Consider the following 14731-nt stretch of genomic DNA (forward strand, 5'->3'; position numbering starts at 1 on the left):
TTCACGCCTGCGACTTCAAAGCCGCAGTTGATACGCATGCGACCGTATTCCGGCTTTTGCCGGAATACCGGTGTTGTACTTATTGCTTGATAAATCGGTCGTTTGCCCAGAGTCCCTCGGTGTCGCTATTGGCTGCATTCACGAACTCGACGTCGTGGCCGACCACGCGCACCACCCGGAAACTCGAGTCGGTTGGTGTCGATACGCATTGATATCCGGAGAAGAATTCCTGCATCTGCTGCTGCTCACCGGCTTGCGCGTGGTGATCGACGGCATCGAGCTTGTCCTTCGATACGCAGCCGTACGCATTGGCCTTGAATTGGATCGTTTGCTGCGGCTTGATCACGACGTCTTGTGCCTGAACGCTAGCGGCAGCCAAACCCGCGATGGCGAAAACAACGGCAATTCGAGTTTTCATTTATTCCTCCGGGGCGGGCCGAAAAAATACTCGGTTAGCTATGTATTTAACTTTAACGGTGAACCCACAGCTTGCACTTTAGGAGAATCAATAAGAACGACAAGCACATCTTGTGTGCGGTCGCAACAGTGGCGAATTGTCGCACCCGCTGTGGTGGCTGATTAAAGCTTGAGCAGCCGTCTGATCGAAGGGCAATGAAATGAATAACTAAAAAGCCTAGCTCGCTCATCGCTTTAGCTGGTAAAGCTTTGCGCGCGCATTCGCGTAAACGCGTAGCGCCAATTAAGCGACCTAATACAATTTAATCCACCCGTTTGTGCATCGCACACAAAGTCATCCGGCAGGCAAAAGGCGTTACATGCAATAACGCGGCAAGTGCTGAAAATAAACAGTGCCAGCCGCCGCTCGCGAGCTTTCGTAAAGGCTTGCAACGGCTTGCGGGTACAGGCGGTGCTCTACAATTGAAACAAATCCCCTGCACCTGGAGGCTACCGTGAACGAGCACGTGATACTCGGGATTTTTCTGGTCGTGCCGCTGCTGATCGTGATGTTTCTTTTTTCCGACGAGTTGTGGCAGGAGCATCGCGACCTGCATGACGGACGGCCGTTGTCAGCGCGCCCCCGACGCATCGACTGGCGCCATCCGCTGCGCCGTTCCCGCGATCGGTCCTGAGATTGCGAAACGGGTCCACCAAGAAAAAAGCCTGCCACAGGGGCAGGCTGAAAAAAGAGATCCACACTCAATGCCTTGAACACAAGGCAATAGCAGTCTAGTCGCGACGCGCCAAGCGGTGGTTTCAACGGTTTTTACAGTTGTTACCGCACGTGACCGTGATGCTGGGCGCGGCCTTGTGTCGGCAGGCCCACGCGTCGCGCTTCAATGGGCGCGCCAGTGCGCGCGAATCCGTTTGGCGAGCGCTTCAAGTGTGTCGGCGTCGGCGACCTCCCGCGCATGCAGCTTCAGCGGCTGACCTTCCCAGCGCGGAATCACATGGAAATGGACATGCGACACCGTCTGTCCCGCCGCCGCGCCATTGAACTGGCCGATGAACACGCCGTCCGGACGCAGCGCCGCGCGTACCGCGATCGCGAGCTTTTGCGCCATGCGCGCCGAAGCGACGAGCGCCACATCCGACAGATCGAAAATCTCCGCGACCGCTTCCTTCGGCACGACGAGCAGATGACCGTCGGCTTGCGGCATCAGGTCCATGAAAGCCAGCGCCTGGTCGTTTTCGGCCACCTTGATGCACGGTAGTTCGCCGCGCAAGATTTTGGCGAACGGGTTGCTGTCGTTGTAGCTCATCGCGTTTCCTTTCGTTTGATCTGGTTTCGATTCATGGGTCGAGCGGGACACTGCTGTTTCGCGCAGCTTTGCATCGCGGGTTGCCTATTTTCCACCCGAATGCTTACGGCACGCGTGCGGCGCGCCGGATCGCTTGAGGCGGCTGGCCGAACGCGCGCAAAAACGCGCGCCGCATCCGCTCGGGGTCGATGAAGCCAGTGTCGGCTGCGACCGTTTCGATCGAATGACGGCCGGTTTCGAGCATCGTGCGGGCCGCTTCGACGCGCAGCGCTTCGATCGCTCGGGCCGGCGACTGGCGCGTCTCGTCGCGGAACGCGCGGCTGAACTGGCGCGGGCTCAGATGCGCGACCTCGGCTAGCTGTTCGACGCTCAGCGGCTCGTGCAGATGACTCTTCGCATACGACAGCGCATTCTGGATCCGATCGGACTTCGGCTCGAGATCGAGCATCGCCGAGTACTGCGATTGTCCGCCGGTGCGGCGGTGATAGACGACGAGCTTCTTCGCGATCGCGCGCGACACCGCGACGCCGAGGTCGTTCTCGACCAGCGCGAGGCACAGATCGATGCACGCGGTCATGCCGGCCGAGGTCCACACCGAGCCGTCGACGATGAAGATGCGGTCCTCGTCGACCCGCGCGCGCGGAAAGCGCCGCTGCAGATCGCGGGCATGCGCCCAGTGCGTGGTCGCGTGGCGGCCGTCGAGGATGCCCGCTTCGGCGAGCACGAACGCGCCGGTGCAGATGCTCGCGGTGCGGCGCGAGGCGGCGAGGGCGTCGTTCAGAAACGCGAGCAGCCCCGGCGACGACGGGGCGATTTCCATCGCGCCGGTGACGATCACCGTGTCGTAGGCGGGATCGCCGAACGGCCGCGTCGCGACCTCGACGCCCGCCGAACTGCGCACCATGCCGCCGTGCTCGGAGATCAGCGCGACATCGTATGCGGGCTCGTCGGTGTCCTGATTGGCGAGTTCGAAAATCGATACCGCGACCATGTCGAGGATCTGGAAGCCCGGAAACACCACTATGCCGATGCGTTTCATCTGCGATGTCCTTAAACGAGGGAAATACGACATTTGAGACAAAAAGGTACGCGCCTAAACTCACTCCGTCAACACTGCCGCATCAGCGCGAAAGCCGCGAGGCAGCGAGTTCACGGATGTTCCCATTCATCGGACAGGGCGGTCGCATCAGGCGCAGCCCGCAAGGAGAGTTTCAATGGCAACGCATGCAGACAAGGGCATACAAGGCGATTCGAACGAAGGCAAGGGCACGGCGGTGGTCACGGGCGCATCGTCGGGTATCGGCGCGGTCTACGCGGACCGGCTCGCGCGACGCGGCTACGATCTGCTGCTGATCGCGCGCGACGGCGCGCGCCTCGGCAGCCTCGCCGATCGGCTGACGAAGGAGACCGGCCGGCGCGTGAGCACCGTCAGCGCCGATCTGACCGACAAGGCCGACGTGCGGCGCATCGAGAACCAGTTGCGCGCCGAGCGCGGCATCACGATGCTGGTCAACAACGCGGGCGTCGGCGCGACCGCGACGCTGCTCGATTCCGACATCGATGAACTCGAGAAGATGATCGATCTGAATGTGACGTCGCTCACGCGCCTGACGGCGGCAGTGTTGCCGGGTTTCATCGTGCGTGGCGCGGGGACGGTGATCAATATCTCGTCGATCGTCGCGCTGTCACCGGAATTGCTGAACGGCACCTATAGCGGCACCAAGGCGTACGTGCTGAACCTCACGCAGTCGCTGCATCACGAGGTGGGCGGCAAGGGCGTGCGGCTGCAGGCGGTGTTGCCGGGCGCGACGAGCACGGCGTTCTGGGATCGCGCGGGTCTGGCGGTCGAGAACCTGCCTTCGCAGATCGTGATGAGCGCCGAGGACATGGTCGACGCGGCGCTGGCCGGTCTCGACCAGGGCGAGCTGGTGACGATCCCGTCGTTGCCCGATGCCGCCGACTGGGAGCGTCTGAACAGCGCGCGTCTGCATCTGCAGCCGAATCTGTCGCGCAGCGCGCCGGCCGAGCGCTATACGCGCGCCGTGGCGGCGTGAAACAGCGGGTGGCGGGTGGTGGGGGTGGGGCGCCGCAAGACTCAGCCGCTCACCGCCACCTGATTCTTACCGTCGTGTTTCGCGCGATACAGGCCGACACCGGCGGCCTCGATCAGCGTCGTGACCGGTTCGGCCGCCGACGGCACCATCAGCGCCGCGCCGATGCTGATCGTGACGACGCCTTCTGCCGAGCCCGCATGGGTGATCGCGAGGTCTTCGACCGCGATGCGGATTTTCTCCGCGAGCAGCCGCAAGCCGCCCGCCGACGTGCCCGGCACGACCACCGCGAACTCCTCGCCGCCGAAGCGCGCGGCGAGATCCGGTGAATGGCGGAGGCACGCTTCGATCGTATGCGCGACGCTCTTCAGCACTTCGTCGCCGGCGACGTGCCCGTAGGTGTCGTTGTAGGCCTTGAAGTTGTCGACGTCGATCATCAGGAGGCCGAGGCCGGTCTTGTCGCGAGTGCCGCGGCGCCATTCGTCGGCCAGATGCTGGTCCAGGTAGCGGTGGTTCGACAGGCCGGTGAGACCGTCCGAATGCGTGAGCCGCTGCAACTCCAGATTCGTCGCCAGCAGTTGCTGCTGTGACTGCCGCAGCGCGCGGTACGCCTCGTCGCGTTGCCGCAGGTTCAGATACGAACGCGAGTGATAGCGGAGGCGCGCGATCAGCTCGATGCGATCCGGCAGTTTCACGAGGTAATCGTTCGAGCCGGCCGCGAACGCCGCACTTTTGACGAGCGGCTCTTCCCTGGTCGACAGCGCGATGATCGGAATATCGCGCGTGGCCGGATTCAGCCGGTATTGCTGCACCAGCGTCAGACCGTCGGTGCCCGGCATCGCGAGATCTTGCAGGATCACTGTTGCGCGCGTTTCCTCGGCGCAGCGCACCGCGTCTTCCCATGATGCGCAGTAGTGGAAGTCCACCCCCGGCTCGTCGGCGAGCGCCTCGCGCACCCCGTCGGCGATGACCGCCTGGTCGTCGACCAACAACACCGTGATCGGGCACTCGGCCGCCGGCGGGGCAGCGAGGATGCGCGCGAGCGAGTCGTCGATGGCGAGGCCGGGCGCATTCTCCGCGACGAGCGCGTGTGCCTGCGCCTGTGCTTCGCCTGCGGGATGCAGCGTTGCGGCGTTCTGCTGGGGTTTAGAGGTGTCCATGCGGTTCAGCCCGAATGAAGGTCAGGAAAGGCACATGAGGTTGCGGGGAGGCGAGGCGCCCATTGATCACTTCCATTGGTCAGATAATAGTCGGCGCCCGGAACAAGACCAGCACGGCAATCGTCCTCGCTGTAGCTACGCAACGCGATGTGTGGGCTGACGCATCTGACGTTATGCGCCTGTTACAGAGTTAATGTCCGGTTACCAACTGCAGCATCTATTTCCGCCCGCGCCAGCGACAATTCGTCCATGCCTGAACGGCGGGAGCTCAATATGAAAAAGATCGCAGTGGCGTTGGTAATGGCGGGTAGTTTGACGGTGGCGGGCCAAGCGTCCGCACACGGACACGGCGGCGACGTGGTGGGTGCGCTGATCGGCGGCGCGGTGCTGGGCGCGGTGGTTAGCTCGGTGTTGACACCGGCGCCGGTGGTCGCGTATCCGCAGCCAGTCTATGCCGAGCCCGCGTATCAGCCCGCGCCGGCCTATGTGGCACCGCCGCCCGGATATTGCTATGACCAGTATCAGCGCGCCTATGTCGCGTGCGGCGCACCGCCGCCCGGACAGTACGGCTATGCACAACCGCAACCCGAGCCGCAGTGGTGAACGCGGCAAGGCTCTGATGCGGAGATGATTCAGACTAGCCACGCGCAGACAAAAAGGCCGTCGCTCAACGCGACGGCCTTTTCATTTGAGGCACGCCTTAATGCTTGTGATGCAGCCACTCCGCGTAATGCGTGTCGAGCCAGCGCTCGAGCTTGGGCGGTTTGGATGGGTCGCGGTGACGCGACATCATCCAGATGGCAACGCCGACCACCAGCATGACGGCAGGCCCCATCAGATAGGCGAGCATTGATTCAGGCATCGGAACCTCCGTATCGACTTGCATCCATCTCTCAGTGTAGGCGAAGGAAGCGGGGAAAGAACGACGATGTGAAACGGTCGCAAGGAGCGGAAAAGGGCGCATTTTCGCCCAGTTTGGAAACCTTGTTTTTTATGATTCTTTCCTTTGTTTGCTTGGGTTTGGGACGAGGTCGCCTCGGCCTGTGTACCATCCCGTTTCCGGCATGACAGCAAACGTCACATCACGCCAAAACCCATGACAATGCCGTCAAGCCGTCCCGTCCACAGTCTGCCGTGCGAGTTCCATCTGGCTATCGACAAAGTCCGCCCAACTCTGAAGCGTGCGACGGTCCCGCGCCGCTTCGTCGGTTGCTTCACGATTCGTGATGTCGGCCCCCGCGGCTGATTGCTGCTCCATGTCGCGCAGATGCGTCGACGCAGTGCGACGAAAGTCATGCAGCACGAAATGCTCCACGTCGAGCCCCAATGCTTTGACCGCCTGGTTCAACGTGCTTTTCGCGATCGGCCGATCGTCGCCTCTGACGCTCGGGAACACGAACGTCTCGCTGGTGCGCGCGCGCTGCAGCTCACGCAGCAGCGCAACCGCCTGACGCGGCAGACGGACGATGCGGTCCTCGCGCGCGTTCACACGCGCAGCGGGGATCGTCCACAGCGCGTTGTCGAGATCGAACTCGGCCCATCTGGATTCGATGAGGTCGGATTTGCGCGCCATAGTCAGCACCAGCAGATGCAGCGCTAGCTTCAGCGGGCGGCGGATACTCGACGTGTCGATCGTGCGCAGCATGACACCGATCTCGGCGCCGGACAGCACGCGGGTGCGGCTGTCGAAGGTCGCGATCGAGCGCGCCGGCACGACTTCCGCTGGGTTGCTGGTCGCGAGCTGACGTGCGATCAGGTATGCGTACAGGCGCTTCACGACGTTGCGCGTGTGCAGCGCCATTTTCGGCGCGCCGCGGCTTTTGATGCGCTCGCAGATCGCGACGACGTCGTCGGCGGTGACTGCGCCGATCGGCTTGTTGCCGATCGCGGGCAGCACGTCCTTGTCGAGCGCGCGCCGCGTAGTGCGGCGATATTCGTCCGACTTGCCGGCCAGCGCCGTCGTGACATAAAGCTCGGCGGCTTCGCGCAGCACATCGGCCTTGCTCTCGGCGCCACGATCGCGCCGCGCGGTCGCGACCGGCGAGATGCCCTGCGCGACGAGTGCCGCGTACCTCTGGGCCTTCGCGCGCGCGACGCGCAGCGAAATCATCCGGTAATCGCCGATCGTCGCGAGTGGCTGACGCTTGCCATTCAACGTATAGCGGAAGCGCCAGATCTTGGTGCCGGTCGTCATGACTTCGATCACGAGACCGTTGCCGTCGGCGACGCAGTAGCGAGTCGCGCGCGGTTCGAGCGCGCGGATCTCGGATTCGGTGAGCGGGGTGGCGAGGCGAGGCATGCTTTTGGGAGCGCTGTACGTTTAGATTCGGACAGCGGGGATTTTAACTTTTGCCACGGCTGTGTACCAAAAATTCGCTGCGTTTTTGGTTCACCAAGCGTGATTTTCGATTGCGAAGCAGCCGCCCCTATCCGACCGCAAGACCCTATATAACGCCGGGATTGCGCCGACGCGCAAGATCGGCGTTACTTGCCAATACAGAATCGGCTGAAAATCACTCCGAGCAGATCGTCCGAGCTGAACTCACCTGTGATCGAGTTCAACTGATCCTGCGCGAGCCGCAATTCCTCGGCGAACAAATCGAGCGCCTGCGCGTTCTGCTCTGCATGCGCGGCGGCGGTCGCCAGATGCTCGTCGGCCGCGCGTAATGCGATCAAATGCCGCTCGCGCGCGAGATAGACGCTCTCCGCGCCAGCCTGCCAGCCGGCAATCCGCAGCAGCTCGTCGCGCAGCAACGCGACGCCGTCACCCTGCTTCGCTGACAGCTGCACCTCGCTGAGTTCGAGATCGGCGTCGAGTGCCTGCGTCGCGGGCGCGAGTCCGGTCAGGTCGGTCTTGTTCAACACGCGCACGACCGGCACGCCGCGCGGAAAGCGTCGGGCGATCGTTTCGTCGTCGGTCGTCATGCCGGCGCGCGCATCGAGCAGATGCAGCACCACGTCCGCGCGCTCGATCTCGCCCCACGTGCGCTCGATGCCGATCTTCTCGACCTCGTCCTCGGTGTCGCGCAGGCCCGCCGTGTCGATCACGTGGAGCGGGATGCCTTCGATCTGGATCGTCTGCGCGACCTTGTCGCGCGTCGTGCCGGCGATCGGCGTGACGATCGCGAGTTCGGCGCCAGCGAGCGCATTCAGCAGCGACGATTTGCCGACGTTCGGCTGCCCCGCCAGCACGACCGACAAACCCTCGCGCAGCAACGCCCCTTGGCGCGCCTCGCTCAGCACATGAGCGAGACGCTCGCGAATGCGCGCGAGTTTGCCGCGCGCGTCGGCGGCTTCGAGAAAGTCGATTTCCTCTTCCGGGAAGTCGAGCGTCGCTTCGACGAGCATCCGCAGTGTGATCACTTCTTCGACCAGCGCGTGGATGTCGCGCGAGAACGCGCCGTCGAGCGAGCGGCCGGCCGAACGCGCCGCCGCCTCGGTGCTCGCCTCGATCAGATCGGCGACGGCTTCGGCCTGCGCGAGGTCGAGCTTGTCGTTCAAAAACGCGCGACGCGTGAATTCGCCCGGCTCGGCGAGCCGCAGACCGAACGCGCGGCCGGCGTCGATGCAGCGCTGCAGGACCAACTGCAGCACGACCGGGCCGCCATGGCCCTGCAGTTCGAGCACGTGCTCGCCGGTGTACGAATGCGGCGCCGGAAAGTACAACGCGATGCCGCGATCGAGCGGATTGCCGCTCGCGTCGAGAAACGGTACATAGCTCGCGTGCCGCGCGGTGAGCGTCTGGCCGGTGAGCGCTTGCATCAACGGCTGGGCCGCCGCCGCGCCGGCGCGGCCGAACGAAATCCGCACGACGCCGATGCCTCCCCGGCCGGGCGCGGTAGCAATGGCAACGATGGGATCGGAGTCGGTCGTGAGCATGTGAGATCGGCGAAACGGGAGGGGAAGGGCAGTGCCGTGTTGGTCGAGTCGGCGCGAGGCATTGTAACGCGCGCGCTTCGGACGAAAGGGCTCGCGGCAAGGACGCGAGGCGGAAGACGTGCCTGCTCGCTCTATCGGTTGAACATCTCAGATTTATCCCAAGTAAGCTAGGATTATTATCGCGCTACTTAAGAATAATTGAGACTCGGCAGCAGCTGTAGCTCAGGCAAAGCCAAGCCAGGCAATAAAGAGATGAAAAAAATCGAATTCGCGCAACGCTTTATCGGGCGCACGCTGCAAGCTAAAACTATCTCAAATAAGAGAAAACAAAGCTTGGTCGGTTGTCAACTGGTTGAACGCTGAATTGCACAATCTGGCCCATGCCGACCGACAAAGAAAAAGCCGCCTTCGCCAAGAGGCTGAAGGATCTGCTCGAGCCGCTGAAAATCCGCGGCGGGACCAAACTCGCCGAGCAGTTCAATCTTCGCTATCACGGCGAGCGTCCCGTGACACCCCAGACCGCGCACAAATGGCTGACGGGCACGACGATTCCGAAGCCGGACAAGTTGCGCACGCTCGCCGAATGGTTGAACGTCAACGAGCACTGGCTTCATTACGGACCTCCGCCCGGCGCTAGTACACGACCGATGGCACGTGGCGAAAAGTATCCACCGACACCCGAAACGATCGAACTCGCTTCGAAGATTGCATCGTTGACGCCGAAGGATCGGAATCTGGTCGAGGAAATGATCGTGCGCTTTTACGGCGAAGATTCCGACGAAGAGTGAACGCCGCAACCTAAGCGCAGCCGCCCGTCGCATTTCATCGACCGCACCATAAAAAAAGCCGCCCGGTTCGCACCGGGCGGCTTTTCGTTTTCAGCTTTGCGTCACGGCGGCCATGCAGGCCGCCGCGGGACGGAACATCAGGCCGGCTTCGCCTTCGAGGCACCCATCATCCGCGTGATGTAGTACTGCTGCGCAATCGACAGCACGTTGTTCACGACGTAGTACAGCACGAGACCCGCGGGGAAGAAGAAGAACATCACCGAGAACGCGATCGGCATGAACATCATCATCTTCGCCTGAACCGGGTCCGGCGGCGTCGGGTTCAGCTTGGTCTGCAGGAACATCGACACGGCCATCAGCACCGGCAGGATGAAGTACGGGTCCTGTTGCGACAGATCCTGAATCCACCAAATCCACGGCGCGCCGCGCATTTCAACCGACGACAGCAGCACCCAGTACAGCGAGATGAACACCGGAATCTGGATCACGACCGGCAGACAGCCGCCGAACGGATTGACCTTCTCGGTCTTGTACAGCTCCATCAGCGCCGCGTTCATCTTCTGCGGATCGCCCTTGAAGCGCTCGCGCAGCGCCTGCATGCGCGGCGTGATCGCCTTCATGCGCGCCATCGACTTGTAGCTCGCGGCCGACAGCGGGAAGAACACCGCCTTGATCAGCAGCGTGAGCAGTACGATCGACCAGCCCCAGTTGCCGACATAGCTGTGGATCTTCGACAGCAGCCAGAACAGCGGCTTAGCGATGATCGTGACCCAACCGTAGTCCTTCACCAGATCGAGGCCCGGCGCGATGCCCGCGAGCATCTGCTCTTCTTCCGGACCGGCGAACAGACGCGCGGACACGCTGACGGTCTGGCCCGGCTGGATGGTCGGCATCGCCTGCTTCATGCCGACGCGATACAGCGACGGATCGATCTTCTCGGCGTAGAAGTCACGCTTCACGCCTTCCTGCGGAATCCAGGCCGACGCGAAGTAATGCTGGACCATCGCAACCCAACCGTCGTTGGCCGACGTCGCGAAGTCCTGCTTGTTCTTGTCGAGATCGCCGAACGTCATCTTCTGGAAATGATGTTCGTTCGTGTAAACAGCCGGTCCGATGAACGTGTGCGAGAAGCGCGGCGTTTCGACCGGCTGGTCGTCGCGCACGAGTTCCATATAGACCTGCGGCGTCACCGGCGCGGTGCCGACGTTCTGAACCTTCGTCTCGACGCCGATCACATAGCTGCCGCGCGTGAACGTATACGTCTTGATGACCCGGAGGCCGCCCTTTTCCGGCGACTCGAAGCTCATCTGGAACGAGTTCTGACCGTCAGCCAGGTGGGTAGGCTGATTCGGCATCAGCGTGAAGACGTCGTTGTGATTCGGGAAGTCACCGCCGAGCAGGCCGGTGCGCGCCAGATACGTGTGGCTGTTCGTCTTGTCGAACAGTGTGATCACGAGATCCGGCTGCTTGCCGTCGCCCTGCTTGATGAGCGACAGGCGCGACAGTGTGCCGCCGCGGGTGTCGATTTCGCCGGTGTAGACGTCTGTGCCGAACTTCACGAGTTGCGATTGCTCGGTCGCCGGCGCGTTGCCGGGGGCGGCCGCGTTAGTGGCCGGCAGATCGGCCGGCTGGGTGCCCGGCGTCGTTGTGCCCGGCGCGGCAGTGCCGGCGGTCTGGGTCGGCGTCGTGCTCGGGAAGAACATCGACGGGCGTCCGTGGTCGCGTTGCCAGTTGTCGAACAGCATGACAGCTGACATAAAAAAGATGACCCATAGGACGGTGCGTTTGATATCCATGCGTTGTCTCAGTGTCGATGGAACGGCGCGTCAGCGCTTTTCAGAAGTGGGTGGCGGGACGAGATCGATGCCACCCGCGGAAAACGGGTGGCAGCGGCAAACACGCCTCACGGCGAGATAAGTCCCGCGCGCGGCGCCATGATACTGGATTGCCTCGCGCGCGTAATCAGAGCAGGAAGGGTAAAAACGGCACCGGTTGCCGAGCATGGGGCTCACGGCAAGCTTGTAAAAACGCAATAAAGCGAGAAGTACCGTTTGCATGGCAGGTGCGGCCGTACGGCGCCGCGCAACGTGAAGTACCGGGCGACGCCTGCGCCGTGAAGCTGCCGGCGTAACGCCCGTTGCAGCGACCTTATTGTGGGCGGTCACTGCGTCATTCCGTCCTGGGCGCCTCCGCGGGCGGCGCCTGACGACGGGTAATTTCGCGCGCTGCCTTGTCGAGCAACGCCTCGATTTCGCTGCGGCACAGCGCCTTTAACGGCGACGACGACGCGCTCGGCAAAGCTTTTTTGTCGAAACGCGTGTGTAGACGCAGCAGCACATCCCAACCGCCGAATTCCGCGCGACGCAGCCGGAAGGCTTCACGCGCGATCCGACGCACCAGATTACGCGTGGCTGCGCGCGGCGCATACTTCTTGCCGATCACGAGGCCAAGACGCGCCTCATTGCCGGTGGGCCGGCCGTACACGACGAAGTGCGCGGTACGGCGCCACGGCCGCAAACGAAAAACGGATGAAAATTCATCCGTTTTTAGCAGCCTTGCGGCTTTGGGGAAGGCGGCTTGCGCTCGCAACGGAACCGAGCCCGGTTGCTGCGCCCCGGCCGCTCCCGCTTCGCCGCAGGCTTCGGTCACAGCGCGCAATCCGCTTGCCTTAGATCGCGAGGCGCTTGCGGCCCTTTGCGCGACGTGCATTGATGACCTTGCGGCCGCCAGCGGTCTTCATGCGAACGCGGAAGCCATGGGTGCGCTTGCGACGGGTAACGGAAGGTTGGTAAGTACGTTTCATGTTGCTCTCACTTGATCGAAAAAAACCGCGCGATCATCGCTGAAAGCGCAATGGCCGGTGGTTTACTGGAATTGGTTTTCGCGGAACCCGCTATTTAAACCGGTTTTCCGTTGGCCGTCAATAGTTTAGCCCGCTTCTGACGCAGCCGACGTTTCCCGGGCGATGTGATCGGTCCCTGTGGATAACTCACTTTCGGCTCCGTTTTGGCGTTAGAATCTCGCCTTACTTCCCAAAAATGTTGCACGTCGCTCCGGCACGTTTGTCCCGCAGACCCCTTGTGGCACAAGCGCCTGGGGCCGTTACGCCTGGCTGCTCAGGGCCTTGTTGCGCGCGCGCGACAGGGGCAGCGGCGACCGCCGTGCACACCATAACGATAGCAACTTGATGAACGAATTCTGGCAACACTGTTCCGCATTGCTGGAGCGTGAGCTTACGCCCCAGCAGTACGTGACGTGGATCAAACCCTTGGCCCCGGTCGCCTTCGACGCCGATGCGAACACGTTGAGCATTGCCGCGCCGAACCGCTTCAAGCTCGACTGGGTCAAGAGCCAGTTCTCCGGCCGCATCGCGGATATGGCCCGCGATTTCTGGCACGCGCCGGTGGACGTGCAATTCGTACTGGACCCGAAGGCCGGTATGCGCGGCCCGGCGGCCGCAGCGCCGGCTCCGTCGTCGGCGCGCCCGGCTTCGACCGCGCCGCAAGGCGGTAATGCCGGCGGCGGCGCAGCCGTGGATGCCGCTGTCGGCGCCGTGCAGGCCGCGCATGCCGCGCGCGCGAATCCCGCGGCCGCGGCAGCGGCGCTCGCCGCACAAAGCGCGAATCCGCGCAGCGCCGCCGAAGACGCTGCCGACCTCGATCTGCCGAGCCTCGACGCGAACGAAGCCGCCGCTGGGCGTCGCACGTGGCGGCCCGGCCAGGGCGCGGGCGCGGCGGCAACCAGCGAAAGCGACTCGATGTACGAGCGCTCGAAGCTGAACCCCGTCCTGACCTTCGACAACTTCGTGACCGGTAAGGCGAATCAGCTTGCGCGTGCCGCGGCGATCCAGGTCGCCGACAACCCCGGCATCTCATATAACCCGCTGTTCCTGTACGGTGGCGTCGGCCTCGGCAAGACCCACCTAATCCACGCGATCGGCAACCAGTTGCTGATGGACAAACCCGGCGCGCGGATTCGCTACATTCACGCTGAACAGTACGTGTCCGATGTCGTGAAGGCGTACCAGCGCAAGGCGTTCGACGACTTCAAGCGCTACTACCACTCGCTCGACCTGCTGCTGATCGACGATATTCAGTTCTTTTCGGGCAAGTCGCGCACGCAAGAGGAATTCTTCTACGCGTTCGAGGCGCTGGTCGCAAACAAGGCGCAGGTGATCATCACGAGCGATACGTATCCGAAGGAAATTTCGGGTATCGACGATCGCCTGATCTCGCGCTTCGACTCCGGCCTGACGGTGGCGATCGAGCCGCCCGAACTCGAAATGCGCGTCGCGATTCTGATGCGCAAGGCGCAATCGGAGTTCGTGAGCCTGAACGAGGACGTGGCATTCTTCGTCGCGAAGCATCTGCGCTCGAACGTGCGCGAGCTCGAGGGCGCGCTTCGCAAGATCCTCGCGTATTCGAAGTTCCACGGCCGCGAAATCACGATCGAACTGACCAAGGAAGCGCTGAAAGACCTGCTGACGGTGCAGAACCGGCAGATTTCGGTGGAAAACATCCAGAAGACGGTCGCCGACTTTTACAGCATCAAGGTCGCGGACATGTATTCGAAGAAGCGTCCGGCGAACATCGCGCGGCCGCGGCAGATCGCGATGTACCTGGCGAAGGAACTGACGCAGAAGAGCCTGCCGGAAATCGGCGAGCTGTTCGGCGGGCGCGACCACACGACGGTACTGCACGCGGTGCGCAAGATCGCCGACGAGCGCAGCAAGGACGCGCAGTTGAACCACGAACTGCACGTGCTGGAACAGACGCTGAAGGGCTAAACGAGCTGGCCACACGCGACCGTGAAACGGACGTGGGCGGCAGGAATTGGTGCGAAGTAGAGAAACGGGCAGGGGACCAACAACCCGGCGGCGCAGCCGGGTCCTGACGGGGAATGAAAAGGAACGCGACGGTAAACGAGCCGCAGCGACGCAAAGGCGCGGCGAACCCGTGACGAATCTGCGACGCGACCGGCCCGAAGTGGCGGAAAAACGCGCCCGCGAACCGGTAGCACCGGGCAGCGGCGTGAGAGACCATCAGCAACCCGGACCACGCCCCGCAAAATCGACCTGTTTATTCCCGAACTCGCCCCCATTTTAGTGGGGCGGTCCCGTTTTCAGGCACAAT

Annotated in this window: 16 protein-coding genes; 5 read left to right on the plus strand and 11 right to left on the minus strand. The window is 62.8% G+C overall.

The features are described from left to right. Nucleotides 1–79 precede the first annotated feature (79 nt). Complete coding sequence (gene sap1, locus GCT19_RS08780) at nt 80–418, minus strand: surface attachment protein Sap1 (protein ID WP_013091020.1); 339 nt, start codon at nt 416–418, stop codon at nt 80–82. 493 nt (nt 419–911) lie between these two features. On the opposite strand from sap1, the gene GCT19_RS08785 reads away from it, so the two are divergent. Next, nucleotides 912–1091, plus strand: coding sequence for a hypothetical protein (locus GCT19_RS08785; protein ID WP_013091021.1), 180 nt, complete (start codon nt 912–914; stop codon nt 1089–1091). A gap of 204 nt (nt 1092–1295) precedes the next feature. Here GCT19_RS08785 and GCT19_RS08790 read toward each other — a convergent pair whose 3' ends face one another. Continuing rightward, nucleotides 1296–1721: an HIT family protein gene (locus tag GCT19_RS08790; protein ID WP_152851660.1), complete on the minus strand. Its 426-nt coding sequence runs from the start codon at nt 1719–1721 to the stop codon at nt 1296–1298. A gap of 103 nt (nt 1722–1824) precedes the next feature. Further along, a complete protein-coding gene (locus tag GCT19_RS08795; RefSeq protein ID WP_152851661.1) occupies nt 1825–2760 on the minus strand; it encodes a GlxA family transcriptional regulator in 936 nt (311 codons plus the stop codon). 175 nt (nt 2761–2935) lie between these two features. On the opposite strand from GCT19_RS08795, the gene GCT19_RS08800 reads away from it, so the two are divergent. Then, complete coding sequence (locus tag GCT19_RS08800; RefSeq protein WP_152851662.1) at nt 2936–3775, plus strand: SDR family NAD(P)-dependent oxidoreductase; 840 nt, start codon at nt 2936–2938, stop codon at nt 3773–3775. 41 nt (nt 3776–3816) lie between these two features. On the opposite strand, the gene GCT19_RS08805 is transcribed toward GCT19_RS08800, so the two are convergent. Then, nucleotides 3817–4932, minus strand: coding sequence for a diguanylate cyclase (locus GCT19_RS08805; RefSeq protein WP_152851663.1), 1116 nt, complete (start codon nt 4930–4932; stop codon nt 3817–3819). 273 nt (nt 4933–5205) lie between these two features. Between GCT19_RS08805 and GCT19_RS08810 the strand changes: the two genes are divergently transcribed. Further along, entirely contained in the window at nt 5206–5535 is a 330-nt protein-coding gene (locus GCT19_RS08810) for a hypothetical protein (RefSeq protein ID WP_013091026.1), read from the plus strand. A 97-nt stretch (nt 5536–5632) separates the two neighbouring features. On the opposite strand, the gene GCT19_RS42660 is transcribed toward GCT19_RS08810, so the two are convergent. From GCT19_RS42660 to mnmE, 3 genes are all read right to left on the minus strand, one after another. Then, nucleotides 5633–5794, minus strand: a complete 162-nt coding sequence (locus GCT19_RS42660; protein ID WP_013091027.1) for a hypothetical protein — start codon at nt 5792–5794, stop codon at nt 5633–5635. Nucleotides 5795–6040: 246 nt separating this feature from the next. Beyond that, the gene (locus tag GCT19_RS08815) at nt 6041–7231 is read right to left on the minus strand and encodes a tyrosine-type recombinase/integrase (protein ID WP_152851664.1); all 1191 of its coding nucleotides are present in this window, start codon (nt 7229–7231) and stop codon (nt 6041–6043) included. 185 nt (nt 7232–7416) lie between these two features. After that, nucleotides 7417–8811 (minus strand): tRNA uridine-5-carboxymethylaminomethyl(34) synthesis GTPase MnmE, encoded by a 1395-nt coding sequence (gene mnmE, locus GCT19_RS08820; protein ID WP_152851665.1) that lies wholly within the window; start codon nt 8809–8811, stop codon nt 7417–7419. Nucleotides 8812–9191: 380 nt separating this feature from the next. On the opposite strand from mnmE, the gene GCT19_RS08825 reads away from it, so the two are divergent. After that, complete coding sequence (locus GCT19_RS08825; protein ID WP_013091030.1) at nt 9192–9599, plus strand: transcriptional regulator; 408 nt, start codon at nt 9192–9194, stop codon at nt 9597–9599. 137 nt (nt 9600–9736) lie between these two features. Here GCT19_RS08825 and yidC read toward each other — a convergent pair whose 3' ends face one another. The 4 genes from yidC to rpmH all read right to left on the minus strand — a co-directional run bounded on the left by yidC (nt 9737) and on the right by rpmH (nt 12402). Then, the gene (gene yidC, locus GCT19_RS08830) at nt 9737–11395 is read right to left on the minus strand and encodes a membrane protein insertase YidC (RefSeq protein WP_152851666.1); all 1659 of its coding nucleotides are present in this window, start codon (nt 11393–11395) and stop codon (nt 9737–9739) included. Nucleotides 11396–11425: 30 nt separating this feature from the next. Continuing rightward, nucleotides 11426–11656 (minus strand): membrane protein insertion efficiency factor YidD, encoded by a 231-nt coding sequence (yidD, locus tag GCT19_RS08835; protein WP_013091032.1) that lies wholly within the window; start codon nt 11654–11656, stop codon nt 11426–11428. Between the two features lie 112 nt (nt 11657–11768). After that, entirely contained in the window at nt 11769–12248 is a 480-nt protein-coding gene (gene rnpA / locus GCT19_RS08840) for a ribonuclease P protein component (protein ID WP_013091033.1), read from the minus strand. A gap of 19 nt (nt 12249–12267) precedes the next feature. Then, nucleotides 12268–12402, minus strand: a complete 135-nt coding sequence (gene rpmH / locus GCT19_RS08845; RefSeq protein WP_004198824.1) for a 50S ribosomal protein L34 — start codon at nt 12400–12402, stop codon at nt 12268–12270. Between the two features lie 384 nt (nt 12403–12786). Here rpmH and dnaA point away from each other — a divergent pair, with 384 nt between their 5' ends. Beyond that, on the plus strand, nt 12787–14385 hold the full coding sequence (gene dnaA, locus GCT19_RS08850) for a chromosomal replication initiator protein DnaA (protein WP_018436971.1): 1599 nt from the start codon (nt 12787–12789) through the stop codon (nt 14383–14385). The last annotated feature ends 346 nt before the right edge of the window (nt 14386–14731 follow it).

Origin of the sequence: Paraburkholderia atlantica, assembly GCF_009362785.1 — a bacterium.
GTDB classification, from domain to species: Bacteria; Pseudomonadota; Gammaproteobacteria; order Burkholderiales; family Burkholderiaceae; genus Paraburkholderia; species Paraburkholderia atlantica.